Origin of the sequence: Microcoleus vaginatus PCC 9802 (assembly GCA_022701275.1) — a bacterium.
Lineage (GTDB): Bacteria > Cyanobacteriota > Cyanobacteriia > Cyanobacteriales > Microcoleaceae > Microcoleus > Microcoleus vaginatus_A.
The window spans coordinates 1,938,330-1,963,955 of the sequence record CP031740.1; the positions used below are offsets into that span (position 1 = coordinate 1,938,330).

General features: G+C 45.8%; 18 protein-coding genes, 1 tRNA gene and 3 pseudogenes. 16 read left to right on the top strand and 6 right to left on the bottom strand.

Translation table 11 applies throughout. The annotated features are described in order from the left end of the window. Positions 1 to 21: 21 nt before the first annotated feature. Positions 22 to 288, top strand: a pseudogene (locus tag D0A34_08015) (transcriptional regulator). On the opposite strand, the gene D0A34_08020 reads toward D0A34_08015, so the two are convergent. Continuing rightward, positions 281 to 1,543 (bottom strand): transposase, encoded by a 1,263-nt coding sequence (locus D0A34_08020; protein ID UNU18827.1) that lies wholly within the window; start codon positions 1,541 to 1,543, stop codon positions 281 to 283. The pseudogene D0A34_08015 and the gene D0A34_08020 sit on opposite strands and share 8 nt — an antisense overlap. Before the next feature lie 14 nt (positions 1,544 to 1,557). Here D0A34_08020 and tnpA point away from each other — a divergent pair. Together tnpA and D0A34_08030 are read left to right on the top strand one after the other, a co-directional pair. Then, positions 1,558 to 1,980 (top strand): annotated as a pseudogene (gene tnpA, locus D0A34_08025) (IS200/IS605 family transposase). Positions 1,981 to 2,118: 138 nt separating this feature from the next. Beyond that, a pseudogene (locus tag D0A34_08030) lies at positions 2,119 to 2,274 on the top strand (transcriptional regulator). A gap of 453 nt (positions 2,275 to 2,727) precedes the next feature. On the opposite strand, the gene D0A34_08035 reads toward D0A34_08030, so the two are convergent. After that, positions 2,728 to 2,812 (bottom strand) — tRNA-Ser (locus D0A34_08035). Positions 2,813 to 3,026: 214 nt separating this feature from the next. Here D0A34_08035 and D0A34_08040 point away from each other — a divergent pair. The 9 genes from D0A34_08040 to moeB all read left to right on the top strand — a co-directional run bounded on the left by D0A34_08040 (position 3,027) and on the right by moeB (position 10,657). Beyond that, positions 3,027 to 3,395, top strand: coding sequence for a ferredoxin (locus D0A34_08040; GenBank protein UNU18828.1), 369 nt, complete (start codon positions 3,027 to 3,029; stop codon positions 3,393 to 3,395). Positions 3,396 to 3,429: 34 nt separating this feature from the next. Further along, on the top strand, positions 3,430 to 3,945 hold the full coding sequence (locus D0A34_08045) for a thermonuclease family protein (GenBank protein ID UNU18829.1): 516 nt from the start codon (positions 3,430 to 3,432) through the stop codon (positions 3,943 to 3,945). 182 nt (positions 3,946 to 4,127) lie between these two features. Next, positions 4,128 to 4,943 (top strand): inositol monophosphatase, encoded by an 816-nt coding sequence (locus D0A34_08050; protein ID UNU18830.1) that lies wholly within the window; start codon positions 4,128 to 4,130, stop codon positions 4,941 to 4,943. Between the two features lie 102 nt (positions 4,944 to 5,045). After that, entirely contained in the window at positions 5,046 to 5,966 is a 921-nt protein-coding gene (locus D0A34_08055) for a molecular chaperone DnaJ (GenBank protein ID UNU18831.1), read from the top strand. A 461-nt stretch (positions 5,967 to 6,427) separates the two neighbouring features. After that, positions 6,428 to 7,663, top strand: a complete 1,236-nt coding sequence (locus tag D0A34_08060) for an ATP phosphoribosyltransferase regulatory subunit (protein UNU18832.1) — start codon at positions 6,428 to 6,430, stop codon at positions 7,661 to 7,663. A gap of 144 nt (positions 7,664 to 7,807) precedes the next feature. Next, the gene (locus tag D0A34_08065) at positions 7,808 to 8,035 is read left to right on the top strand and encodes a ferredoxin family protein (protein UNU18833.1); all 228 of its coding nucleotides are present in this window, start codon (positions 7,808 to 7,810) and stop codon (positions 8,033 to 8,035) included. 180 nt (positions 8,036 to 8,215) lie between these two features. Continuing rightward, positions 8,216 to 8,827 carry a Uma2 family endonuclease gene (locus tag D0A34_08070; GenBank protein ID UNU18834.1) on the top strand — a complete coding sequence of 204 codons (612 nt, stop codon included), beginning with the start codon at positions 8,216 to 8,218 and terminating at the stop codon, positions 8,825 to 8,827. A gap of 98 nt (positions 8,828 to 8,925) precedes the next feature. Next, a complete protein-coding gene (locus tag D0A34_08075) occupies positions 8,926 to 9,405 on the top strand; it encodes a M67 family peptidase (GenBank protein ID UNU18835.1) in 480 nt (159 codons plus the stop codon). 79 nt (positions 9,406 to 9,484) lie between these two features. Beyond that, entirely contained in the window at positions 9,485 to 10,657 is a 1,173-nt protein-coding gene (gene moeB, locus D0A34_08080; protein UNU18836.1) for a molybdopterin-synthase adenylyltransferase MoeB, read from the top strand. Between the two features lie 47 nt (positions 10,658 to 10,704). Here moeB and D0A34_08085 read toward each other — a convergent pair whose 3' ends face one another. The 4 genes from D0A34_08085 to D0A34_08100 all read right to left on the bottom strand — a co-directional run bounded on the left by D0A34_08085 (position 10,705) and on the right by D0A34_08100 (position 19,058). Next, positions 10,705 to 12,261: a hypothetical protein gene (locus D0A34_08085; GenBank protein UNU18837.1), complete on the bottom strand. Its 1,557-nt coding sequence runs from the start codon at positions 12,259 to 12,261 to the stop codon at positions 10,705 to 10,707. Next, positions 12,248 to 12,613, bottom strand: a complete 366-nt coding sequence (locus D0A34_08090) for a hypothetical protein (protein ID UNU18838.1) — start codon at positions 12,611 to 12,613, stop codon at positions 12,248 to 12,250. Before D0A34_08090 ends, D0A34_08085 begins: the two co-directional genes overlap by 14 nt. 255 nt (positions 12,614 to 12,868) lie before the next feature. After that, positions 12,869 to 16,423, bottom strand: coding sequence for a CHAT domain-containing protein (locus D0A34_08095; GenBank protein UNU18839.1), 3,555 nt, complete (start codon positions 16,421 to 16,423; stop codon positions 12,869 to 12,871). Beyond that, the gene (locus tag D0A34_08100; protein ID UNU18840.1) at positions 16,407 to 19,058 is read right to left on the bottom strand and encodes an alanine--tRNA ligase; all 2,652 of its coding nucleotides are present in this window, start codon (positions 19,056 to 19,058) and stop codon (positions 16,407 to 16,409) included. Before D0A34_08100 ends, D0A34_08095 begins: the two co-directional genes overlap by 17 nt. 1,120 nt (positions 19,059 to 20,178) lie before the next feature. Between D0A34_08100 and D0A34_08105 the strand changes: the two genes are divergently transcribed. From D0A34_08105 to D0A34_08120, 4 genes are read left to right on the top strand one after another with little or no spacing between them, the layout of a single operon-like run. Continuing rightward, positions 20,179 to 20,787 carry a hypothetical protein gene (locus D0A34_08105; GenBank protein ID UNU22218.1) on the top strand — a complete coding sequence of 203 codons (609 nt, stop codon included), beginning with the start codon at positions 20,179 to 20,181 and terminating at the stop codon, positions 20,785 to 20,787. 6 nt (positions 20,788 to 20,793) lie between these two features. Then, positions 20,794 to 23,511 (top strand): OmpA family protein, encoded by a 2,718-nt coding sequence (locus D0A34_08110; protein UNU18841.1) that lies wholly within the window; start codon positions 20,794 to 20,796, stop codon positions 23,509 to 23,511. Between the two features lie 32 nt (positions 23,512 to 23,543). Beyond that, a complete protein-coding gene (locus D0A34_08115) occupies positions 23,544 to 24,053 on the top strand; it encodes a GTP-binding protein (GenBank protein UNU18842.1) in 510 nt (169 codons plus the stop codon). After that, positions 24,050 to 25,606, top strand: a complete 1,557-nt coding sequence (locus D0A34_08120; protein ID UNU18843.1) for a PAS domain-containing sensor histidine kinase — start codon at positions 24,050 to 24,052, stop codon at positions 25,604 to 25,606. The genes D0A34_08115 and D0A34_08120 overlap by 4 nt, the downstream gene beginning before the upstream one ends. Positions 25,607 to 25,626: the final 20 nt, after the last annotated feature.

Sequence of the window (25,626 nt, forward strand, 5' to 3'; positions counted from 1 at the left end):
ACGACAAAGACAAATGGAAAAATGATCCTTACTTTTGATGGAGCCGCTTATAGCTACTTGCTTGCAGAAATTGCTCCTAGGGCGATCGAAACCGAAGAGGAATACGATCGCCTCCTGGCAGTGGCAGAACGGCTAACGTTCGCTAAAAACCTCACTCCAGAGGAGAGAGCTTTATACAAGTTGTTAGTCACGCTGATTGAAGTTTATGAGAGAGAAAATTATCCGATCGACAAATCGGAGCCTCATGAGATTTTGCAACACATCGTGACAACTCCCACCGTCAACCGCTAAAAGCGGTCTGACGGGGGCTTCTCAAATTCACAAATGAGAGTTCTTGTCTCACAGGCTGTCTACTGACTAAGCCTCCACAAGCAGCAAACGGTTGTCCTACCGTCCGTTTAAGTATGTTCAGTGAAGCGTTTAAATCTCTGTCCAAACAAACCGAACAATTGGGGCAATTATGAATACGAACAGACAGGTCTTTAACAACTCTTTCTTCACAATTAAAACACTCCATACTAGTGCCTTTAGCATCAACTTCTTGGGTATGCTTACCGCGTCTTACCGCTACTGCTTGCAATATATTCAAGAACGTCCGCCATGCAACATCAAGTATTGATTTAGCTAATCTGGTTCTAGCTAGACCCTTGATATTCAATTTCTCGAATCCAATCAGATCGTAAGTTGTACATAAATAATGAGCTACAGAATAATGAAAATCTTTGCGTTGACGGGCAATATGCAGATGCAACCTAGCAACTTTATTCGCTTGTTTTTGATAGTTGTTAGACCCCTTTTCCTGTCTGGCTAACTTGCGTTGTCTCCGTGCTAGAACAGCTTGAGCCTTGCGGTAGAACTGAGGAACGGCAATTGCTTCAGCGTCACTAGTAGTTAGAAACTTTTCTAATCCAACATCAATTCCCACCGCAGATTTAATTTTATCAACAGGTAAGGAAGTCGGTACTGTGTTATCTTCAAGTGCGAAACTTACATACCAACCATCCGCTTTGCTAACGATTGTTGCTTGTTTAATATCGAAACCGTCGGGTATCGGACGGTGCAAGATTACGGGAATCTCACCAATTTTAGATAACTTTAAAGCGCTACTAGTTAAGTGCGCTCCTGCTTTGGCAGAATTGACTCTTGGAAATGTAATCGAACAAATATCACCCTGTTTCTTAAACCTGGGTTTACCGCCTCTCTTACCGCTTTTATCGGGGACTAACCATCGTTGCCAAGCCTTATCCAACCGCATTAAATTTTGCTGTTGGCAGTCAGCATAAATATCTTTATATTCAGGAAATAATGATTTTGTTTCCTTTAAATTTGCAGCTTGTGAATAGTAATCAACTCGTGCAGGAATCTCACCAATTGGCTCACTTATCAGACTGCATCTATCGATTGAAGAGCGGGTGCGACGAAGGTAATCTAATCTTTGTCCAACAGCATAGTTCCAATGCCGACGCAACAATTCACCCCAGTGGATCAAAGTCGCCGCCTGTTCTTGGTTTGGTTGCAATCGGTACTGATAAGTGAGTAGCATAGAATTATTATATCATGCTTAGTGCTATGAGCTATAACAAAGGCTACCGTTGCGTATATTCGCTTAATATTCACAAGCGTGCTAGTGACAAAGTACCGAAAAAAGGTCATCAACCAAGAAATTCTTTCATAGGCTGCCTGAAATCCTTGCCACCACTTGTGAAAAGTGGGGTAGCAAGTTAACAGATTTCAACGGTGAACCCGACCACGTTCACCTAGTCATTGACTTCCCGCCAGATGTCGAGAAAAGCGACGCTTGTCAACAACCTTAAGACCATTTCAAGTCGATTAATTCGCAAGGAATTTGCTGATATTGTTAACCTAATTTACAGTAAACCAGCGTTCTGGACGGGTGCCTATTTCGTTGCCAGTTGTGGCGGCGTTACCGTTGAACAAGTTAGAAAATATGTCGAAAACCAGAGTGATATCGCAGAGTAATTGTCGGTTCGTCACCCACCCCACTCACTCTTTGAGCTAGGCGTCAAAGTTGTTCGGGGGTGGGATTCCTCACCCACCTGCTATCCCCCTCGCCACCCACCGCTAAAAGCGGTCTGGTGGGAGTACCCCGCAGTTTAGATGGAATCCAGCGGCACCCGTCAAGCGGACTTGGTAGGTATCATTGGATCGAGCGGTGTGGTGTCTGAGGTTGTGAATGGGAAAAGAGCGATTAGCAAGGCACAAGCTAAGGCACTAGGCGATTATTTTAAAATCTCACCTAGCTTGTTCATTTAATTTGGAAATTGGGCATTGGGAATAGGGCATGGGTTATTTGTGATTAGAAAAACTACTAACCAGTAACCACTAACTATTACCCATGCCCGATGCCCGATGCCCATGCCAGAGGCATCTGACCCTAGGCCGGCAGTCTCTGAATGTTACCGATGGGAGTTGCGGAATTAAGGTATGATTAGTTCAAAGATAAATTTGGAAAAAACAATTAAGTGACGCTCCTAGACCATATCACTGGCGATTGGTGTAGGAGCGTCACTATGGTTTTCTACTATTGGCATTATATCGGGGCGTTTATTGTCGGCGGAGCGCCCGTAATTTACACTCAAACATTGAAAAGCGATCGCCCTTGATTTTTCTAAAAGAATGCAAGGGCGATCGCTCTAATCAAAGTATTTATCTCATATCAGAGATTTTGTTTGCAAGCTGTTTTTTTTGCCTAAACAGCTTGTTTAACGGAGAGGGAGGGATTCGAACCCTCGTTAAGTTGCCCTAAACACACTTTCCAGGCGTGCGCCTTCAACCGCTCGGCCACCTCTCCAGGGCTAAATTCATTCATTTAGCCACAGCTAAACTATATTAGCAGAACAAATCTGATTTGGGAAGGGGTAACGGCATAAATTTACTGTTTAATGTGGGTAGGGTGTCAAACGACGCGGCTTGGATTCTCCTTCTGGGGTCGCAAACCCCTTCATCTAAAGGAGTTTGCCCGCCAAACCCCAATCTAAAATCTAAAATCTAAAATCTAAAATTCCATGACTGACTCTTACACAATTAAAATTCATAACAGACAGACAGGCGATCGCCACACCGTGCGAGTACCCGAAGACCGCTACATCCTCCAAAGCGCCGAAAACCAAGGAGTAGAATTGCCCTTTTCCTGCCGCAACGGCGCTTGTACCGCCTGTGCGGTGCGCGTCAAGTCGGGGGAACTGCACCAGCCAGAAGCAATGGGGCTTTCTGTGGAACTGCAAAAAGAAGGTTATGCCCTGCTGTGCGTCAGCTATCCCCGTTCCAACATCGAGGTAGAGACGCAAGACGAAGACGAAGTGTACGAACTGCAATTCGGTCGTTACTTCGGCAAAGGTAAAGTTAGAGCCGGTTTGCCGTTGGATGAAGAATAAGGCAATTTGATAAATTATCAACTACCAATTATCCATGCTTTATCGATTATGTGCGATCGCCCTTTGTCTGTTGTTAGCTAGCTGCCAAAAACCAGAAATTCCCCAAGGTACGATCGCCAAAGTAGAAAGGGCCATCAGCGGCCAAACAATCGAAGTTATCAGTACAGCCGACAAAATAGCCTTATTAGAACAAATCAGGCTGATTGGTATTGATGCGCCGGATTTAAAACAGCAGCCTTGGGGAGAAGCAGCCAAACAAAGACTAGAACAGCTAATTGGGGGAAAACAGGTATTGTTAGAATCCGACATCCAAGAGAAAGACCAGTTCGATCGCAAACTAGCCTACTTGTGGCAAGATAAAATTTTGCTCAACGAACAGCTAATCAAAGAAGGTTATGCCCTGGCATCAGTGCGATCGCCCAACACCAAATACCAGCAGCGACTCATCAACGCTCAAGAATGGGCGAGACTCATGGGTAAAGGTCTGTGGAATCCAGAACGAGCTTTGCGCCAAACTCCCGCAGAATTTCGCCAGCAAAATCGGAAATAATCATGAGTCATTAGTCATTAGTCAAGGACTAAAAACTCCTCAGTTATAACTAATAACTAATGAGCAATGATTTCATTCTTCCCTCTTCCTTCTTCCTTCTTCCCTCTTCCCTCTTCCTTCTTCCTTCTTCCCTCTTCCTTCGTGTCCTTCGCGTCTTCGCGGTTCCTACTTCCCTCTTCCTAATGACTGACAATCAACTGCAAAACTTCTTAGAAATAGCCACCGAAGCAGCCCTAGCCGCCGGTTCCGTCCTGAAATCTTTCTGCGGAAAATTAGAAAAAATTCAAGAAAAAGGTCGATCGGGCGATTTAGTCACAGAAGCCGACAAAGCCTCAGAAGCCGTCATCTTAGAAATTCTCGGCCGCCACGTACCCGACCACGCCATCCTCGCCGAAGAATCGGGCAAATTAGGGGATGCTAGCAGCAAATACCTGTGGGCTATCGACCCTTTGGACGGCACAACCAATTATGCTCACCAATATCCTTTTTGGGCCGTGTCGATCGGACTTTTAATTGACGGAATACCACAAATTGGAGTAATTTACGACCCTTTTCATAACGAATTGTTTCGGGCAGGCAAAGGATTGGGAGCAACCTGCAACCGTTCCCCGATCGAAGTTTCTCAAATCTCAGAATTGAGAACCAGCTTGCTAGTAACTGGCTTTGCATACGATCGGCGCGAAACAGCAGACAATAACTATGCCGAATTCTGTCACCTCACCCACCTCACCCAAGGCGTGCGGCGCAGCGGTTCCGCATCCCTAGACCTAGCGCACCTGGCGATGGGGCGATCGGACGGATACTGGGAACGGGGACTCGCCCCTTGGGACGTAGCAGCAGGTGTAGTCATCGTCTCCGAAGCCGGAGGTCAAATTACAGCTTATGACGGCAGTGCCTTTGAGATGAACTCGGGTCGGATTTTGGCCACAAACGGCAGAATACACGCCGAACTCAGCGGCGCACTGCTAGCCGTTCCTCCCTTATCTTCTTGGAAGTAGCGCCCCCGCAGCCAAGGATCGGGGGTAGTACGGGGGTCACAACCCCTTGACTCAAGCTACATTAAAGAATAGTGAAAAGCCAGGAAAGGAAGAGTAAAAGTTATGTCTTTTGAAATGACAAAAGGGCTGTTCAAGTATGACTTTACGGATCAGCACGCAATTTTGGGAATTCCCTTAGACGCCGAGTTTAACGACATCCGCAAGCGCTACATGAAAATCGCCCGCCGCTTGCATTCGGATACTTGCTCTTTTGAAAGCCAAGCCGATAAAGATTGGGCTAACCAATTTTTGTCAAAAGTAGTCAATCCGGCCTACAACAAATTTTCCAAGGAAAGCGATCGCAAAGAATACAGCCTGCTATTAGCAGCCATCGGCAAGCGCGTCGCTAAAGAACAGGCGAAAATGCAAATTGAAAGCGAAGCAGCCAAACAGTTAGCTACCGCTAAAGATTGGGAAGAAGCTTACAAAACAGCAGTTAGCAAACTCGCTCTCAAGCAGTACGAATCAGTTAAGGAAACGCAAGAGGCGATCAATCAAATTAGCGAACTTAACATGGTTTACCTGCTGCGAAAAGAGCGGGTTGGCGTTGGTGTAACGCCACCTCCGCCGCCCCCAAAAAAAGATCCACCACTGGTAGTAGATCCGAAAACAACAAAACAAGACCCGGTGACTCCACCGCCACCTCCGCCCAAACGCGAAGACTCGCCGGCCGAACCCTATTGCCGGCGAGCTCAAGGATTCATGAACAGCAAAAGTTACGCCAAAGCAATTTTAGAGTTGAAGGAAGGGGTGAAACGCGATCCGAAACACAGCCCGACCCACGCTTTGTTAGCAATGTGTTACCTTGAACAAAATCAAGCCACAATGGCAAAACTTGAGATGAACAAAGCTTTGGCATCAAATCCTGAAGAACCGACGGCTTTGGAGGTTAAGAAAAAGCTAGAACAAGCTTCCGCCAAGGGCAAAAAAGGTGACGAGAAACCTGGATTTTTTGCAAGTTTGTTTGGCGGGAAGAAGAAGTGAAAAGTTGGGATTTGTGAGTCTTGAATATTTAGAAACGGGTGAAAGGCTCAGCAGTGGAGTGTGATCGAGCCAAACAATCAAGACTTGGCGATCTCAAATCCGATCGCAGTCGGAATTATACCGTCCGTATGAGCGTCCCGCGATCGCGGGTGATCCAGAAAGAGCGGGACGATCGCACTGACGGGGAAAATGATTATTCCCATGCAAACGAAAACGCTATCACGCCTTAATTTGTTAAAGTCGAAGGTTAAGCTTGCCTGATTCGACTTTAACCGCGTTCCCTAAAGCTAAGCTTCTAAGCCCAATCTAAAATCTAAAATCTAAAATCTAAAATTGATATGACACCTTAATTTGTTAAAGTCGAATGTTAAGCTTGCCTCGTTAGACTTTAACCGCGTTCCCTAAAGCTAAGCTTCTAAGCCCAATCTAAAATCTTCTAAAGTCTAAAATCTAAAATTGATATGGTTCACCAACCCCCATCCGGCGCAAGAGATTTATTGCCCCTTGACGTTGCTCAAAAAATTTCGATCGAACGGCGCTTACAGCAGGTTTTTCACCGCTGGGGCTACCACCGGATTATTACCTCTACTCTAGAAAGGCTGGAGACATTGATGGCTGGGGGCGCGATCGACCGATCGACCTTAATTCAACTGCAAGACGCCGAGGATGGAGAACTTGGTTTGCGGCCGGAATTGACAGCATCCATCGCCCGCGCGGCTGCAATGCGGATGGCTGGGACTCGCTGGCAGCCTCAGCGCCTCTACTACAACGCTAACGTGTTCCGCAAAGGCCCAGATACTGGCTCAGGCGGGCAACAGGAGTTCTATCAAGCTGGCGTAGAGCTCCTAGGCGCGGGGGGGACGGTTGCGGATGCAGAAGTGCTGCTGCTGCTGTCTGAGTGCTTGCAGAGCTTGGAAATTGATGACTGGCATTTGGTTTTGGGAGAAGCGGGCTTGACTGCAACATTGCTAGAACCGTTTCCGCCAAACGTGCGCCAAAAAGTTCGGGGGGCGATCGCCAATCTCGATCGAATTGCCTTGGAAACTTTGCCGCTGTCAACAGAATTGCGAGAAAGAGCATTGCTATTATTTGACTTGCGCGGCCGGCCAGAAGAGGTGTTGCCAATTGTTGCCAAGCTGGATTTAGATTTGCCGCAGCAAGCCGCGTTAAATAATCTCAAATCGGCGATCGAATTGCTGCACCAATGCCAGTCAAAAATTCCCAATCTCAAATCCCACATTCACCTCGATTTGAGTTTAATTCAAACATTTGACTACTACACTGGAATTGTGTTTGAAGTTGTCAGCAGCAGCAAGACAGGACAGCGAGTTTTAGGACAAGGAGGACGCTACGACCAACTGTTGGGACTGTTCGACCCCCAAGGGCAAAATTCCCCCGGCATCGGGTTTTGTCTGAATATTGAAGATTTGCATCAAGTGTTGCTGACAGAGGGGCAATTGCCCACCCAGACGCCAGCTAGCGACTGGTTGGTTGTGGCTCAAACTCCTGAAGCTAGTGCCGCCGCGTTTGCTTACGCTCGCAAACTCCGAGACTCTACTCACCTAGTTCGGGTGGAAATAGATTTGGAGAGTCGGGAGACAGCAGAGTCGGCGCGGGAATACGCGCGCGATCGACGAATTACTCAAATTGCTTGGGTAAATGCCGAAGGATTGCCAACAATTGAAATGGTAAATTAGGCTAATTGGTTATTGGTAATTAGTAGTTGGTAATTGGTTAAAAATCACCGGATATGATATCATGTATCCTGCTGATTGAGAGAAGGTTTTGCCAATTGCTAATTGCTAATTCCCGATCTACCTAAAATGTTTTGAGAGAACACTATGGCACACACTATTGTTACGAATATTTGCGAGGGAATTGCTGATTGCGTTGGCGCTTGTCCGGTTGCTTGCATTCACCCCGGCCCTGGCAAAAATGTCAAGGGTACTGATTGGTTTTGGATTGATTTTGATACCTGCATTGACTGTGGCATTTGTTTGCAGGTGTGTCCTGTCGAAGGTGCGATCGTTCCAGATGAGCGGCCTGAGTTGCAGCAAACTCCCTCTTAATTGCAACTTGATTGCAATTGAGGGTTAGATAGCTACATTAACTAAGGGGTAAGGTGCGCGACCGGGCGCACCCTACAGTAACTTTTTTATGAACCGCAGAGGGCGCAGAGGACACAGAGAAGCAGGGTGAGAAATATTGGAAAAATCTAACTTTTAGATATCTAAGTGAGGTAATTAATTATGTTACTTTTAGATCCAAAAACTCTCGAACCGGCTACCGAACAACGCATTATTTTATATGATGTGAGTTGGGAGCAATACGAGCAGCTTTCTGATATGTTTGTCGATGAATTTCCCAGGATGACGTACTTGGAAGGAACGTTAGAAATTATCATGACGACTTCGCCAGAACACGAAAGGCTCAAAACACTTATTGCCCGGTTGATAGAAACCTATGCGGTTGAAAGGCTAATTAATCTCAACGGTTACGGAAGTGCTACATTTCGTCGCGAAGTTGTGAGACGGGGATCTGAACCAGATGAGTGTTACTGTTTGGGTTTACTTGCAGAAGTCCCGGATATTGTGATAGAAATTGCTCTGACTAGCGGCGGCGTTGACAAGTTGGAGGTGTATCGCGGTTTGCAGGTTCCTGAAGTCTGGTTCTGGGCTAACGAGCAATTTTCTCTTTACCGCTTGCGGGAGTCTGGTTATGAGTTAATTTCGAGTAGTGAATTTTTTCCTGAGTTAGACTTTTCTGTATTGAGTCAATATGTAGGATATGTTAACCAGACTGAAGCTGTTATTGCTTATAGAACTATTTTGCAAACAGCTACAGGAAGCTCAAATCAATAGACATCTCCAGAAAAGCCAGTATTGAACAGGCAAGATGCCTGTTCCACAATTTAAAAAAAGCAGATCGCACTTTACAAAAAAAACTACAATAAAATCCTATGCAGCCGATCGCACTTTCCGACTCTCACATTTTATCCATGCGTACCCACGCCGAAAGCGCTTATCCTGAAGAATGCTGCGGTTTGTTGCTCGGTCGAGTTACTGGCGGTGTTAAAACTTTGGTAGAAGTTTGGCCGACTGACAATGCTTGGAGTGCTGAGGCTGAGGAGAATTGGCCTGAACAAAAAGGATTGACAGAAAGACGCAGATATGCTATTAGGCCCGAAGATATGTTGCGGGCGATGAAACATGGGCGCGATCGCACTCTGGATATTATCGGTATATATCATTCTCACACGGATTGTCCCGCAGTGCCCTCAGAGTGCGATCGGACATTGGCCTGGGCCGAATACTCTTACATCATTGTGTCAGTCCGAGAAGGCTGTTCGGAAGACCTCCGCAGTTGGAGTCTTGACGGAGAGGGGAACTTTCAAGCAGAGGAAATTCGCCTAGTGGAACCGACTGAGATTAAGAAATAATTAGTAAAAATAACAAACACGCAAAAATGCGAAAGATTCAGATAGGATGTAATTCAAAATCTGCGCTACACACAATATCATGCTAAATCCTAATCTGGACGAGATCCAGCTCAACAAACAAGAATACGAACGCTACTCTCGCCACCTGATCCTGCCCGAAGTTGGATTGGAAGGGCAAAAGCGTCTCAAAGCTGCCAGCGTGCTCTGCATCGGTACGGGAGGCCTCGGTTCGCCGCTGCTGCTGTATTTAGCAGCCGCCGGTGTTGGCCGCATTGGGATTGTAGACTTTGATGTTGTAGACCATTCTAATTTGCAGCGGCAAGTAATTCACGGCACTTCTTGGGTTGGGAAACCGAAGATTGAGTCGGCTAAAAATCGGATTTTAGAAATTAATCCTTTTTGCCAGGTTGATTTGTACGAAACTCGCGTTAGTTCGGAAAATGCGATCGACATTGCCACTCCTTACGATATCATTATCGACGGTACGGACAATTTCCCTACTCGCTATTTGATGAACGACGTTTGCGTGCTTTTAAACAAGCCCAACGTCTACGGTTCTATCTTCCGATTTGAAGGGCAAGCAACAGTTTTCAATTACGAAGGCGGCCCGAATTACCGCGATTTGTACCCAGAACCCCCGCCTCCTGGGATGGTTCCTTCTTGTGCAGAAGGCGGTGTTTTAGGCGTTTTGTGCGGAGTTGTCGGTTCTATCCAAGCAACGGAAGCTATCAAGATTATCTTGGGTCAAGGCACTACTTTGAGCGGCAGACTGTTGCTTTACAATGCCTTAGATATGACGTTCCGGCAATTGAAACTGCGGCCTAATCCAGTGCGTCCGGTAATTGAAAAGTTAATCGATTACGAAGAATTCTGCGGCATTCCTCAATCAAAAGCGCAGGAAGCAAGTCAGCAAACGCAAATTCCTGAGATGACTGTCGCAGAACTTAAAGAGTTAATCGACAGCGGTGCGAAGGATTTTGTACTGTTAGATGTTCGCAATCCCAACGAGTATCAAATTTGTCAAATTCCTGGGTCGGTTTTGGTTCCTTTGCCGGATATCGAACACGGCGCAGGTGTCGCTAAGGTCAAGGAATTGTTGAACGGCCACCGCTTGATTGCACACTGCAAAATGGGCGGACGTTCTGCGAAGGCTTTGGGGATTTTGAAGGAAGCGGGAATTGAGGGAATTAATGTTAAGGGCGGGATTACTGCTTGGAGTGAAGAAGTAGACCCGTCTGTACCTCAATATTAAGCTCAATCTTTTTCTGGGGCGGGTGATTTGCCCGCCCGGAACCGGGATTATGGCGGCGGCAACTGTTTATTTCTACTTAGTAGATTCTTGAACTTACCTAGTAGATTCTTGCAATTAGCAAGTAACAAAACCCCACCCCAAACTAGAGCCCCGGCACCGAGACTAATCAACAATACGAAGGCAAAAGAATTAATTTCCACCTTCAGGAAAGGCAAAGGCAAAGCAACAATTTGATTCGGCGGGTCTTGTTTAATTAAATAAGGAGAACTTCCAGCCACTACCCCGGCTACTCCCAAACCAAAGCCGACAGCTTGAATCGTTACCTCTAGTTTGGCATTCCGATAAGCTTCTTCGATCGCCACAACAGATCGAATTGCCTCGGTTGCTTGGTCTAGCAAGCCGGAACTGTGTGTGAAATAGCCTAAATCTGCTTGAATCTGCCTTTGAAACTGCGGGCAAGTTTCTTTACTGAATGCTGCGAGGAAACTTAAATCGGCATCACTATCATTGTACTTTTTAGCTGCTTTGAGGTCAAGATTTATTTCATTTAATTTATTTTGGTAATTTTGGGCGTGAATGGCGATCGTATTTTCCAGCTTCTGCAACTCACTCAGCATTCGGGCATAATTCACAGCCCGCAGCGGCATCTTAATCATCTGATCTTTGAGATATTCTAATTCCTGCTGCTTTAAACCAGCACCTTTCGATCCCCGCTGCTGAGATTGTTCCCGCTGCAAATACTTAAAAGTATTGTCAATATCCAGTTCAATTTGTTTGTATTCCTCGCGAGTCACCAGGTAAAGTTTGCGACTATCGTGATAAGCGCGAAGAATCTTATTTCGGTACAAAAACAAATCCATAAAATCGCTGTACCGCGTCTCATCCCAGATTTCATCAGTTGCGGAAGTGTTGAAAAACCAGATAATAACGTGACAGTAACTATCGGGCTGACTCGGATTGCCGTACTCCAAAATCGGACTGCCGAATAACTCGCCTTGACGAGAGAAATCGGGCAGATTTTGACCAGAAATCAACTTTTCCAGACACTGTTTGCCTAAAGCTTGGAGAAACTGCGAATCTGCCCGCGCCGCCTGATTTTGTTCGACACTCAGCCCAGCCGTAAGCAGCAGAGTTTGCCCGAAATAACTCTGCACGAAATCCGGCAGCAAGCAGTTATCGGGATTAAACTCTTGGAAGATGCTAACATCGACAGCAGGTGTTTTAATGCTGTTAACATTTTGAGGAACAAAAATTTTTAAACCCAGGGCATAGCTGTCATTAATTCGCAGCGGTTGGGCAAAACCCTTGAGAGTAATTGGTTGATTCTCAACCGAAATCTCCTTATCAAAGGGTAGGGACTTGCGGTTGCCAACAACTTGTTTATTAATCAGGTCAACTCGGAAGCCGACAGGTTCCTCTTTTTTGTGCAAATAGCTGTCATTAAATTTTGTACTGACTGCTAATTTAGTTTGCAAAATATCATGGCACTTCTGCCACAAACTGGCGAATTCCACAGGGGAATGAGACTCTGATTCTAGGGCTTTGCAGAGGTGAAAGGCAAATAAATAGACATTAGGGGCATAGATTTTGCTACTTTGAGTCATTGCTGGTATCTGATTGATTATCTGCTGCGATTTTTTGTTGAATTTTTTTATAACTATCTTCAATGCTTGTACGCAGAGTTTGAGTGATATTGGTTAGTGGCGGTGTTGTACTTGGGGTGGGTTCGCCCGCATCGTCGAAATCTTTTCGCAGACAATCTCTTAATTGTTCTCCCAATCCATTTTTGCCACACCATTTGCTGATAGTAAAAGCAATGGGAAACAATTCATCATCTGCGGATTCTGCTATTTCTTCCTCTAATTGGGGTAATTTTTTCCAGGCTGTCGGCGTGAAGATACCCGGATTTTCGTGCAGCCATTTGAGAAAGATAGTGATAACTTGTTCAGGTTCCATTGTAATTACTCCCGTGATTAAAAAAATCTAAATTCGTAGGCGCAGGTTTCAGCAACAATAATTGCCTGAAATCGACAATCTCTCAAACCCGCCCCCACCCAACGAAAAATCATCATCTACATTTTAACATTTGATGCAAATTTCAGGTTGATGTGGGTTATTGGTGGGGCGGGGGCGGGTTTATCTAGATTGTTGGTAATCGTTATATATTGTTTGTAAAACCCGCCCTTACAAAATCATGATGGCACGCCTAACTTAATATCCCGTCGCACAGAATGCCGCCCAATATTTCGGATCGCGGAACGGCTGTTGATGACTCGAAGACGCTAACCATAATTCTACACTTTGTCTGAATTTTTCATCTAAATTTAACAATCCTACCCAAACTCGACAATCCTCCATACTCACCCCGCGCATCCAGTTTTGTGCCGCATTCAAAGCGACTGCTACTGAATCTGCCTCCGGCAATTCTTGATAAAATTTAATCATTAAAATTGCTGTGGCAAAATCATCGACAGCCCACAGACTGCTGACAACATTCATGCTACCCGCATACAAGAAGCCGCTGGGTAAACCAATGTATTCATCGGTCATTGCGGTTGAGTCGGTTAACCCGGTTTCGCAGGCGGAAAGTGTGACGAGACTGCACTGCGGTAACTGCAATTCGGCAAAGATTTCTCGCAGGGTGAGGCATTTTTCTGGGATGGCTTTTCTGCCGCTGCGTAGGGTGACATAGCGCTGTTTTTCAGCGGGCTGATTTGACTCTGGGGGCGGGGGTGAGGTTTGCGGTTCCAGGGAATCGGCTAAGACTAGGGATGACAGCAGCGGATTGTCAAAGTTGAAAATGCCGTGACAGGAAAAGTGCAGGTAGTTGGCGTTTGAGAGGTTTTCTCGGTTTTCGTTGAGGGCGGTTTTTGTGGCTTGTTTTTTGAGTAAAATTTGATGGGGATTGAATCGGGTTTTGATGGTTTCTACTTCCATGTCGGCGTTGAATAAGTCTTCGGTGGGATTCTGGAGGGCGAATAGTTGTTGCTGATTGGGTGGGGCGGAGTTTCTGGTGGTGAGGCGATTTTTTACGAGTTCCAGCAGTTGCAAGCTGGGGGCGTATTTCACGCCGGCGGGGAAGCCGTCGAGGAGGTAGCCGCGAAAGTTTGTTTTTTCTTTAAAGCGGGTTTCTGAGGTGAATTGTAGGGCGTGGAGGGGGAATAAGTGCAGGTAGCGGTGGGGTACTAGGATTAGTTGTTTGCAGTTGGGGGGGATGTGGGTGATTATCTCGTTTAGTCGCAGGATTTCTGAGAGTTTGTGGAGTTTTTGGGATAGGGTGTTTTGCCAGGTTTTGTTGGTTTTTTGGTTGCGGTATTCGTCGAGATAGTTTTTTTTCCAAATTTCTAATTCGGCTATTTCGGTTGTGGTATATGTGACTGGTTTTATGCTGTCGCGGGTGATGATGAAGGCTGATCCGCCCCAGCTATCCTCGGAGTTGGAGTTATTGCCGATGTACCATTCTATGATTGCTGTTTCGGTGTCTAAGGTTTGTTGGAATTTGGTGATGTCGATGGGTTCGACTTTTTGAGTTAGGGAGAATTCTGGTTCTCGCTGTTTTATCTGTTCCAGCAGTTGTGTTAGTTGCTGTAAGGTTGTTTCTAATTTGGCTTTTTCTTGTTGGAAATATTCGGGGCTGAGGCTGCGGGTTTGGGTTGTGCGTTGTGAGGGAGAGTCATCTGGAACCCCCCCCGGCCCCCCCAAGCTTCGGGGGGGAGAAAGAGTGGGAGTGGATGATTCTGTTTCTAGGAATTGTTGGGAGGCGGCAATTTGGCGGCGCAGGTTTTGGAGTTGCTGTTTCTCGGTGTCGGTGGCTGTTTTGGGGTAGATTTCCCTGTTGGTGAAGAGTTCGACTAGGTAGCGGGATTTGCTGCGTTCGATTGTTTGCAGGGCTTTGTCATATTGTTGGTGATTGATGCAGGATTGCATCATTTTTTCGTAGATGTTGAGATTTTGTTCGATGATTTCTCGTTTGCGTTTGTCGGATGTGATCCACTCGCGGCTTTGTTCGACTGCTTGGATGGCTTTTTCGTAGCCGAAGATGGCTGTTTCCCACAAGCTTTCTGCAAATCCTAAATGGCCTAGATTTCTACCTGTTTGCAAACAGTCAATTGGCCAAGTGGTGGGAGTGTCAACTTCTAAAGCAGCTTTAAAAAGTTGGATCGCCCTTTCTATATTCTCACCCCGTTCTCCCTTGATTCGGTCACTGTAAGCATTTGCCAAATTATTTTGAGTCTGTGCCCAATCTTGGGGAAAAGCATCGCGAGTGCGAACTTGTAAAGCAGCTTCAGAAAATGCGATTGCCCTTTCTATATTCTCACCCCGTTCTCCCTTGATTCTGCTATAGTAAGCAGCAGCCAAATTATTTTGAGTCATCGCCCAATCTTGGGGAAAAGCATCCCGGGTGTAAACTTGTAAAGCAGCTTCCAAAAGTCGGATCACCTTTTCGATATTCTCACCCCGTTCTCCCTTGATTCTGCTATAGTAAGCATTTGCCAAATTATTTTGAGTCGTCGCCCAATCTTGGGGAAAAGCATCGCGGGTGCGAACTTGTAAAGCAGCTTCCAAAAGTCGGATCGCCCTTTCGATATTCTCACCCCGTTCTCCCTTGATTCGGTCACTGTAAGCAGTTGCCAAATTATTTTGAGTCGTCGCCCAATTTTGGGGAAAAGCATCGCGGGTGGAAACTTGTAAAGCAGCTTCCAAAAGTCGGATCGCCCTTTCGATATTCTCACCCCGTTCTCCTTTGATTCTGTCACTGTAAGCATTTGCCAAATTATTTTGAGTCATCGCCCAATCTTGGGGAAAAACATCGCGGGTGTAAACTTGTAAAGCTGCTTCATATAATGCGATCGCCCTTTCGATATTCTCACCCCGTTCTCCCTTGATTCTGTCACTGTAAGCATTTGCCAAATTATTTTGAGTCTGTGCCCAATCTTGGGGAAAAGCATCGCGGGTGCGAACTTGTAAAGCAGCTTCATAAAATGCGATCGCCCTTTCGATATTCTCAGCCCGTTCTCCCTTGATTCTGCTATAGTAAGCAGTTGCCAAATTATTTTGAGTCTTTGCCCAATCTTGGGGAAAAGCATCGCGGGTGCGAACTTGTAAAGCAGCTTCATAAAATGCGATCGCCTTTTCGATATTCTCACCCCGTTCTCCTTTGATTCTGCTATAGTAAGCATTTGCCAAATTATTTTGAGTCTTTGCCCAATCTTCGGCATAATCATATCGGTTAAAAATTTTCAGTGCCACCTCGTAGCCTGCAATGGCAATTTCCATATTGCTGCTTTTGCTACCCAGTGGAAACTGTGCAATCAAGTTACTGAAATTGCCAATATTAATAATAATGTCTCTAGCTTGGCGGAAATTATTTTCTGCTATAATTTTAGTTGCCCATTTACGCAAGAAATCCGCAAAGTCATCATCGATCCGTTTTCCCTTGGCTTTCAGGATGGCGATTTGTGCTTCCTCGTTGGGGGAGTTAATCAGGGATTCGAGCAGGTCGAAATAGGTTTGTTTTTTGCTTTTCATTGCACTACCCATGTTTGGGATATTGTACATTTTTTGTGTGCTCGGCGCGGGGATGAAGAAACCGGGTTTTTGGGAGTTTTCGGGTGTTGAGCGATGATGGTCGAAAAAACCCGGTTTCTGGACTCGGCGCGGGGATGAAGAAACCGGGTTTTTGGGAGTTTTCGGGTGTTGGGCGATGATTGTCGAAAAAACCCGGTTTCTGGGCTGGGCGCGGGGATGATTAACCCAACCCTTCAACTAACAGATTGCGAGCAGTTTCCAACGCTTCCTGCAACTTACTTGCATCGCGTCCCCCCGCTTGCGCCAAATTAGGCCGCCCGCCGCCTTTCCCGCCGCAAATTTGAGCAATTCCCCCGATAAACTTGCCAGCTTGCAATCCTTTCTTATTGACTTCAGGACTAAAAGCTGCCACCAAACTTACCTTATCCGGTTCAGGAATTGATGCCAAAACAACCGCAGCATTTCCTAACTTTTGCTGCAATCTTTCCGCCGCTGTTTTCAGCGCTTCTGTATCCACATCACCCAATTGAGCTACAATGATTTTGAATTCACCTATCGCCTCAGCCGCACTCAGCAACTGGTCGGATTTCGCGATCGCCAATTCCGACTTCACAGCAGCCAAATGTTTCTGAGTATCCTTCAACTCATTCTGCAAATTAGTAATCCGGTTCGGCAATTCTTCAGGCTTCGCCTTAAATCGATCGCCCAAATCGCGCACCACCTTATCGCGCACGTTCAAATAGTCCAAAACAGCTTGACCGGAAACCGCTTCAATCCTGCGAGTGCCCGCCGCTACCCCCGCTTCGGAAACAATCTTAAACAGCCCGATTTCTGCGGTATTGCTGACGTGAGTTCCGCCGCACAATTCCATCGAAACGCCGGGAAAATCGATCACCCGCACTACGTCGCCGTACTTCTCGCCAAACATCGCAGTCGCGCCTTTTTCTCTCGCAAGGGCGATCGGCATTTCTGCAACGACCGCAGCGTGGGCTTCAGCAATCCAACTATTAACTAAATCCTCAATTTTCTGCAACTCTTCTGCTGTGACAGCGCGCGGAGAATTGAAATCAAATCGCAATCTTTCTGACGATACCAGCGAACCAGCTTGCGAAATCGAATCATCCACAATTTTTCGCAAAGCTGATTGTAATAAGTGAGTTGCGGTGTGGTTAGCCTGAATTCGGCGGCGACCGCTGTTGTCAATTTTCGCAGTAATACTATCGCCCACTCTCAGCGTTCCCCGTTCCACAAAGCCGAAATGCACGAAGAAATCCGATTCCTTCTTCACATCATCAACTCTTACTAACAAACCATCACCATTATCTCCGCTTTTCAAATAACCTTTATCCCCAATTTGTCCGCCGGATTCAGCATAAAACGGCGTTTGGTTCAACACAACTTGTACCTCGGTACCGGCGGCTGCTTCCTCGACAGATTTGCCGTCAACTAAGATAACTTCCACCTCAGCTAAACTCGACAATTCAGCATAACCAACAAACTCAGTTCCCTGGATTGTTTCAGCCAACTTATCCAAAGAACCCTGCACCGTCAAATCGATTGTTTGGCGAGCATCTTTAGCGCGAGTTTGCTGTTCCTTCATCGCCCTTTCAAAGCCGTCCAAATCCACAGAAATTCCCTGTTCCTCAGCAATTTCTTGAGTCAGTTCTAAGGGGAAACCGTAGGTATCGTAAAGAGTGAAAGCATCTTGACCGCTGATTTGTTGGTTTGCTTGCTGTTTTGTGTGATCGACAATTTCCTCCAGCAGCTTCTCTCCGCGTTCCAAAGTCTTGAGAAACTGCGCTTCTTCCCTTGCCAATTCCGCCTTAATTTGAGCTTCTCGCTGCCGCACGTTCGGATAAGCTGCTTCCGAAAGGGCGATCGCACTTTCAGCCACCCGCACCGTAAATTCGCCCTGAATTCCAATCAGCCGCCCGTGGCGCACCACCCGGCGAATCAAGCGGCGCAAAATGTAACCCCGGCCCACATTCGACGCGCGAATTTCGTCCGCAATCATGTGCACCACAGCCCGAATGTGGTCGCCAATTACTTTCAGCGAAACCTTGACTTTTTCATCGCTATTGTGGTAATCAATCCCGGCAATTTCCGCCGCCGATTGAATGATCGGAAAAATCAAATCTGTTTCGTAATTATTGGGGACTTTCTGGAGGATTTGCGCCATCCGTTCCAGTCCCAAGCCAGTATCAATATTTTGATTTTGCAGCGGTGTTAAATTGCCCTCTGCATCTTTATTGTACTGCATGAAAACCAGGTTGTAGAATTCAATAAACCTGCTATCATCTTCGAGGTCAATATTGTCGCCTCTCTCTGGGTAGAAATCATAGTAAATCTCCGAACAGGGGCCGCAGGGGCCAGTCGGGCCGGATTGCCAGAAATTGTCATCTTCTCCCATGCGCTGAATGCGATCGCCCGGAATGCCAATTTCATCGCGCCAAATCGCAAAAGCTTCGTCATCTTCTCGGAAAACGCTAACAACCAAATTGGACGCTGGTAAACCGAAAACTTCCGTGGAAAGTTCCCACGCCCAGGCGATCGCCTGTTTCTTGAAATAATCCCCGAAACTGAAATTACCCAACATTTCAAAAAACGTGTGGTGGCGGGCGGTGCGGCCGACGTTTTCGATGTCGTTGGTGCGGATGCACTTTTGAGAAGTGGTGGCGCGCGGTGATTCGGCGGTGCGCTGTCCCAGAAATATCGGCTTGAATTGTAGCATTCCGGCGATCGTCAGCAACACCGTCGGATCTTCGGGCACCAAAGAAGCACTCGGCAACATCTTATGTCCCCGCTGAGCATAAAAGTCGAGGAAGGTTTGGCGGATTTGGCTGCCACTGAGAAACTTAGGAGAAATAGACATGACAAGAACTGTTAAGTATGTAAAGATGTAGCAACAATAGAATTTATAGGACTTACGCACGGGTGTCCAGAAACCCGGTTTTTCTACCAAAATACTTGCTTAAAATCCTCAATTTCGGTAGAAAAACCCGGTTTGTTGGTTAGGAGTGCGTGAGTGCTAACTTACATCTATTTGGAGATTCATATCATTATACTTAGTAATGTAAAGACCTATCAAGTTTTGCAAATTGTGCTTTACTCCTCCGAAAGGCCATGCTAACTTAATAATAGACACCGGGACAGGAAGAGAAAGGAGGTCGCTATATTTAGAAAGAAAGTTCGAGGATATAGACATGGTGTCTCCGGTCTAGATTCCCAGGCGCAGCAGAAATTAACCGAACACAACTTGGAATAGTGGCGAACTGCCGATCGAGCAGTCAAGCCAAACCGCAGTCGAGTCAGACTTATTGTGGTTGCGGATTAAAAGTAAAGCTGCACAAGTTGTAAACCCTAGTAAGTAAAAGTTCTCAACCGGAAACACATCTCGTTTGTTAAAAAAAACAAAGCTCTCATATTATTGGGTCTGATCGCTGTCGATCGGGCCCTACGCTTTTTTAGATGGCGATCGCATCAAGAGAAGGTTCGAGGGGCACAGAGGGGCCGAGTTCGGCTGTATAAGTGCTTTCTGCTCAAAGGCTACATCCCTCGGAGCCGATCGGGGAGCGATCGGTGCAGCTTTTGAGTTATATATTATATATAATGGCACCTAGAGCGCGCCCCGCTTTTTCCCGGGGATCAAGGGCTGTGGTATGAGGCACTGTCAAGATGCGATATCATTGAAGATGTCAGTAGAAGACATTAAAACCTACCCCGCTGTCCTGTAGAGCAGCAAATCTACGCTTCTCTGAGCTTGCTGCAAGCCAAGGATAGCAAACCGTCTTTTTGGTGACAAGATTAGGCTCAAAAATTTGAATCTCAGGATATTTAGAGTCACAACTCTAAAAAATCCCATCCCCGACGCAGGGATGAGAATTCAAAAAATAAAAGCCCCCCCACTCAAAAAAGCTAGTGCCACCAACAACGGTCTTAAATCACTAGCACAGTTCTTAAACTCACAATCTCCGGAGATTCTAGGTACAAGCATGGCCGAAATAACTAAAGAAGAAATGCGCGAACGGCTGGGAAATATCGACCAGATTCGCGATATAATTTTTGGAGCGCAGCTTAGAGAATACGATAATCGCTTCGATAAAATAGATTCCGACTTGTCCATGATGCAGCAAGATATGCAAAGTCGCATCGAACACGTGAAGACAGTTCTGTCTGCAGAAATGAAGGTGGCCGTTGATTCGTTAGAAAAGAAAGTTAAATCGCTCACCTCAAACACGCAAGAAGAAAGCGCCGACCTCCGTCAGCAAATCGATCGCGTTAACCGCAAATTCTCCAGCAACATGGAAGCCCTAGACGAGGCGATCGACAATCAAACCAGTTCGCTTCGCGACGAACTCTCCAAAACCAGAGATCGACTATCTGAAGAAAGCCGCACTTTGAAAACACAAGTGTTTGAAGAGCTCGATCGTCGCTTTTCCATGCTCAGAGATGTTAAAGTTTCTAGAGACGACATGGCAGAAATTCTGTTTGAACTCGGCATGAGGCTCAAAGGGACAGAATTTGTACCCGAACTTAAAGGCGCTGCTGATAATAAGTTAAATACCGAATTTCTGTTGCCGGAGCGCCACCATAACGGATAATAACGCATGGCTTTACCGAAAGAAAATCCGGCTGACGACAATGAGTTAGAGGGTTTTGTTTCTAAACCTGACGAGTCTGCTGCCGATGCAGCAACCCAGCTAGAACCCTTGCTGAATCTGTTAGTCGATCTCAAAATTATTGCAGGTTCCAACCAGCAAAATGCAGAGATCGAAGATGACAGCAGTGGCGAAAATAATCAAGCTGGGGCCCTCGGCGGGTTGATGGATTTGTTAGGTATTTCCTCAGAAAAGCAAGAGGAAGTTGCAGCGAGTGTGCCCGAAACTGGCGACGATCGCCAACCGGAGTCTGGCGATTCCCCGCCTGTTGCAGACGAGTTAAAAAGTTTGCTGTTGACTACTCACAAACTCAACACTTCAGAACTGGAAAAAGGCTATTCCTCAGCTAAAACTATAGATGTTTCCGCGATCGTCCAGCCGGATTTGGAGGAGGAATTACAGCCTGTCGAAGAATTGTCTAACTTGACAATAAAAGATTCTCTACAGGAAGTACAGGATCAAAAATCCCACGGGCTCGATCGGCAACAAGATGTTGCCCCTCCCGAAACCGAGTCACAATCCTCGGAAATTCCCGATAATCCCATAGTTTCCCCAGTCTCAGAGCCACCAGAAACTGCATATTTAGAGCCGGTGGTTGCTTCGCTTCAATCGATGCCAAACTTGGTAGAACAGCCCACACCGATATCGCAGCCAGGAGAAATATTAGGCCAAATTAAACAGGATTTAAATGAAGCCGACAGCGCGATGGAAAGGCTGCAAAATCTGATGTTTGGCGAGCAAATCTCCGATATCGAGCAAGTGAAAAATCTGCTGGCAGAAAACGATTTGCCGGGGGTGCGCCACCTGATGGCAACAATCGACGATAAATTAGGAAAATTGGAGCACCAAATCTACGAGCCCCAAGAGTTGATTGAGTTGATGCTGCCTTGGATCGCAGAAATTCTCAGCCGCAAAATTGCTGATTCGAGAGAAGAAGTTGTTAACGCGATAGTGCCAATTATTGACGAAGTGATTAGGGCAAAAACTCAGGAAAACAAGTCGGCAATGAGTGCGGCAATAGCTGAGCTGCTTCCCGAGGCACTGGCTCAACAAATAGTGAATTCGCCAGCGGATATTGCTAATGCGATCGCCCCAGAAATCGGTTTGGCAATTAAAGAGCAAATTCGCCTGGACAAAGAGTCGATCGTCCAGGCCCTCGCACCAGAAATGGGCAAAACGATTACAGCCCAAATAAAACTCGAACGCGACTCTATGGTGGATGCGCTCTATCCCGTAATTGGCAGTACAATTTCCCGATACATGGCAGAAGCTATCAAGACAATCAATGAAAAAGTGTCAAATGCCATCAGCGTCGAAGGATTCCAGAGAAAAATTCGCTCCAAAGTACAAGGAGTCTCCGAAGCTGAATTAATCCTCAAAGAATCAGTACCCTTTACCGTCCAAGCAGCCTTCTTAATTCACAAAGCATCTGGCTTGATAATTTCCGAAGTTCAAAACTCAGAAAGCTACCAGTTAGAATCAGAAATGGTAGCAGGAATGCTCACAGCTATTCGCAGCTTTGTTAACGACTGTATCGTTGGGCCGGGAGAAGTTTCCGAACTAAATCAAATTGAATACGGCGACTCCAAGATTATGCTAGAAGTAGCGGGATATTGCTACATGGCCGTCGTGATTAAAGGAGAACCGCCCGACTCTTTTATCAAGAAAACACGAGAAACCGTTAGTAATCTCATTCTTAATTACGCTAAAGTAATTCACGAGTTTAACGGCGATCCGGGTACTATACCGGAGTCGCTGCACCCGTTCATAAAAACTTTATTCGACCCGCTGCAAAAAGAAAAATCAACAAAACCCCCGATCGCCCTAGCGGGTATTGGTTTAGCCGCCCTAAGCTTAATCTTAGTACCTTGGGGAATTTATCAGTACCGCAGCAGTGTTGAGCGCCGCCTCGAAGCTAATGCCGTCGCAGCTTTAGCATCCACTCCCGAATTAGCAGTTTACCGCTTAGATGTTGCAGTTGATGGCAAAACTTTAAAGCTAACGGGAAAGTTGCCAAATCAAGAATTGCGGGCACAAGCAGAAAAAATAGCCGCATCAACTGCACCGAAATTGCAATTAGATAATAGAATTATAGCTGTAGATGTCCCCCCAGATCCAGTTTTGACGGCGGCTGAGGTGCAGCGGATTACCGCCGTTTTGAACCAGAGAGAGGGCGTTTCTATTTCTACGCGGTATGGCGATCGCAAACTTACAGTAGAGGGCCGAGTTAGAGACAGTGCCGACGCACAGAAAATAGCTGAGTCCCTGAAGCAAATTCCCGGCGTTCAGTCGGTCATCAGTACCGTTAAATTAGAGCCGGTGAAAATTACAACCCGCATCTACTTCGAGCAAGGAACGACAAAATTAGACTCAACAGATGAAGAAATCATCGCCCGTGTCAAAAATTTCATGGATCAATATCCTCAAAAACAGATTAAGATAATTGGGCACAGCGATCAAAGTGGAGAACTTGCTAAAAATCAACAGTTGTCGCTCAGACGTGCCACCGCCGTGCGAGATGCTTTAGTGCGGCAAGGTGCTAACCCGAAGCGACTCCAAACGGTTGGCGTGGCGCATCCTCCTGCCGACGTGGAACCCAATCAACCGCGAATTTTAAGCAGATGCGTGCTATTTGAACCAATAACTAAGACTATAAACAGTAAATAATTATGTCAGTTACTATATCTAAAAAAATGTGCATGATTGGCGATTTTGGCGTGGGCAAAACCAGCCTGATCCGCCGTTTTGTCGATCAGAAATTCAGCGACGAGTACCTGTCCACTGTGGGAGTAAAAATTTCCCGCAAAATCTTAGAATTAGAAGGCGTAAAACAGCCGGAAATAGTCACAAAAGCACAGTTGCTAATTTGGGACTTAGAAGGACATACAAAATTCAAAGGAATAGCACCGACTTACTTGCAGGGAGCTAGCGGCGTTTTAATCGTTGCCGATGTCACCCGCTCCGAAACAGTTGAGCGAATCTCCGAACACATTCAGCTTTTTTCTTCAGTCAATCCTAAAGGTTCAATAATCGTCGCTTTGAACAAAGTAGACTTGATTGAGGAGGAAAAATTGGCGCTGCTAGTGGAAATATCCCATGCGATATGTCAAGACAAAGTAATAGCAGTTTACACGACATCTGCTAAAACAGGCAAAGATGTTGACGAAATTTTCTATAAACTAGCTTACACAATGATAGAACCAGTATGAACCCCATTCTAAAAAAGTTATTGAACCCGCAACAAATAGAGTATTTTGTAGTAAATCACCATTTCATCATTCAGGAAACCTCCGCCAAAGTGCAGCATTATGCCGATACTCCGGGCGACGCGATACCCGGTGCAGATGCTCGCATGAGTTTTCCCGAACTGATTGGCATTGAAAATATCCTCATGTCTATCATTATGGGACGGCTGCCGGGTTTTGAAGTCAAAGGTATCGCTCGGTTTGCCGACCAAAACCGCCCTTTATACTTTGATATGTTGGCTATCAAATATGAAGACGAACAAGAAGATGTGCCAAGTACATTGCTAATTTTGATTGAAGATACCACCGAAAAGATGGTGATGAAGCAATCGTTGATTCAGAGCGCTAATGAAGCTAATCTTTTGGTTAGTGCCTTAGCCGCTTCTAAAGATTATATAGATAAAGTTATTCGTTCGATGGGCGATGCTTTGTTGGTGACAACAACATTAGGAACTATCAAAACAATCAATCAATCGGCCCAATGGTTATTTGGGTATAGCGAAGCAGAATTGATCGGTCGCCCCCTGTCTTTAATCTTACTCGAAGAAACATTAATTTGCCAAGGTCGCCACCGCTATATTTTGTCTCAGAAAGAGCTGCGTAGAGAACTACAAATAGTCTGCACTAATAAAGCAGGAGAAGAAATTTGGGTAGAATTTTCCTGTTCGCCAATTCAGACCGAATTAGAGGGACTTTACGATTTCATTTATATAGGCAGGGACATCACAGAACGCAAACAACAAGAAATAGAAATTCGCGGCTCTTTGGCAAAAGAGCAAGAACTCAGACAGGTAAAATCTCGTTTTTTCTCAATGATTGCTCACGAATTCGGCAATCCTCTAAGTACAGTATTATTTGCTACTAAAATCCTCCAAGACTACGGCGACGAAATCACCCACGCCGAAAAACAAAAATACCTGCAACACGTTAAATCAGCATCTCAACAGATGGCTCAGCTATTAGATGACGTGCGGTTGCTTAGCAGCGCCGAAGCCGGAAAACTCGAATTCTATCCCGCACCAGTTGACTTAAAAAAATTTTGCAGCGAGTTAGTAGAATCAATTAAAATTAGTTATGGAAAAAATCATACAATTAACTTTATTTGTCAAGAATTAGTCACGCCCGCGACCAAAAATGATAACGAGTCGCAGGAAACGCAAAACTTGCCCGCACTAGATCCAAAATTGCTGCGGCACATCTTAACAAATTTGCTGTCAAATGCTGTTAAATATTCGCCGATCGACAGCAATATTTATTTTGAATTAAATTGCCAGAATAATGAAGAAGCTACATTTAAAATTAAAGACGCAGGCATTGGCATTCCTCTAGAAGACCAAGAACAACTGTTTGAATCTTATTACCGAGCCAAAAATGTCGGAAAAATACCCGGTACAGGACTGGGTTTATCCATAGTCAAGCAGTGTGTAGACTTGCACGGAGGTCAAATCGAATTTTCCAGCGAGACAGGGTTAGGCACTACCTTTATAGTCAAAATTCCATTTTACCAACACAGATAAATAGATTAATTTTAGATAGT

Excerpts from the sequence above, each read along its gene's own strand:
- D0A34_08020 (UNU18827.1), bottom strand. The coding sequence starts at position 1,543 with ATGCTACTCACTTATCAGTACCGATTGCAACCAAACCAAGAACAGGCG.
- D0A34_08040 (UNU18828.1), top strand. The coding sequence starts at position 3,027 with ATGACTGACTCTTACACAATTAAAATTCATAACAGACAGACAGGCGAT.
- D0A34_08045 (UNU18829.1), top strand. The coding sequence starts at position 3,430 with ATGCTTTATCGATTATGTGCGATCGCCCTTTGTCTGTTGTTAGCTAGC.
- D0A34_08050 (UNU18830.1), top strand. The coding sequence starts at position 4,128 with ATGACTGACAATCAACTGCAAAACTTCTTAGAAATAGCCACCGAAGCA.
- D0A34_08055 (UNU18831.1), top strand. The coding sequence starts at position 5,046 with ATGTCTTTTGAAATGACAAAAGGGCTGTTCAAGTATGACTTTACGGAT.
- D0A34_08060 (UNU18832.1), top strand. The coding sequence starts at position 6,428 with ATGGTTCACCAACCCCCATCCGGCGCAAGAGATTTATTGCCCCTTGAC.
- D0A34_08065 (UNU18833.1), top strand. The coding sequence starts at position 7,808 with ATGGCACACACTATTGTTACGAATATTTGCGAGGGAATTGCTGATTGC.
- D0A34_08070 (UNU18834.1), top strand. The coding sequence starts at position 8,216 with ATGTTACTTTTAGATCCAAAAACTCTCGAACCGGCTACCGAACAACGC.
- D0A34_08075 (UNU18835.1), top strand. The coding sequence starts at position 8,926 with ATGCAGCCGATCGCACTTTCCGACTCTCACATTTTATCCATGCGTACC.
- moeB (UNU18836.1), top strand. The coding sequence starts at position 9,485 with ATGCTAAATCCTAATCTGGACGAGATCCAGCTCAACAAACAAGAATAC.
- D0A34_08085 (UNU18837.1), bottom strand. The coding sequence starts at position 12,261 with ATGACTCAAAGTAGCAAAATCTATGCCCCTAATGTCTATTTATTTGCC.
- D0A34_08090 (UNU18838.1), bottom strand. The coding sequence starts at position 12,613 with ATGGAACCTGAACAAGTTATCACTATCTTTCTCAAATGGCTGCACGAA.
- D0A34_08100 (UNU18840.1), bottom strand. The coding sequence starts at position 19,058 with ATGTCTATTTCTCCTAAGTTTCTCAGTGGCAGCCAAATCCGCCAAACC.
- D0A34_08105 (UNU22218.1), top strand. The coding sequence starts at position 20,179 with ATGGCCGAAATAACTAAAGAAGAAATGCGCGAACGGCTGGGAAATATC.
- D0A34_08110 (UNU18841.1), top strand. The coding sequence starts at position 20,794 with ATGGCTTTACCGAAAGAAAATCCGGCTGACGACAATGAGTTAGAGGGT.
- D0A34_08115 (UNU18842.1), top strand. The coding sequence starts at position 23,544 with ATGATTGGCGATTTTGGCGTGGGCAAAACCAGCCTGATCCGCCGTTTT.
- D0A34_08120 (UNU18843.1), top strand. The coding sequence starts at position 24,050 with ATGAACCCCATTCTAAAAAAGTTATTGAACCCGCAACAAATAGAGTAT.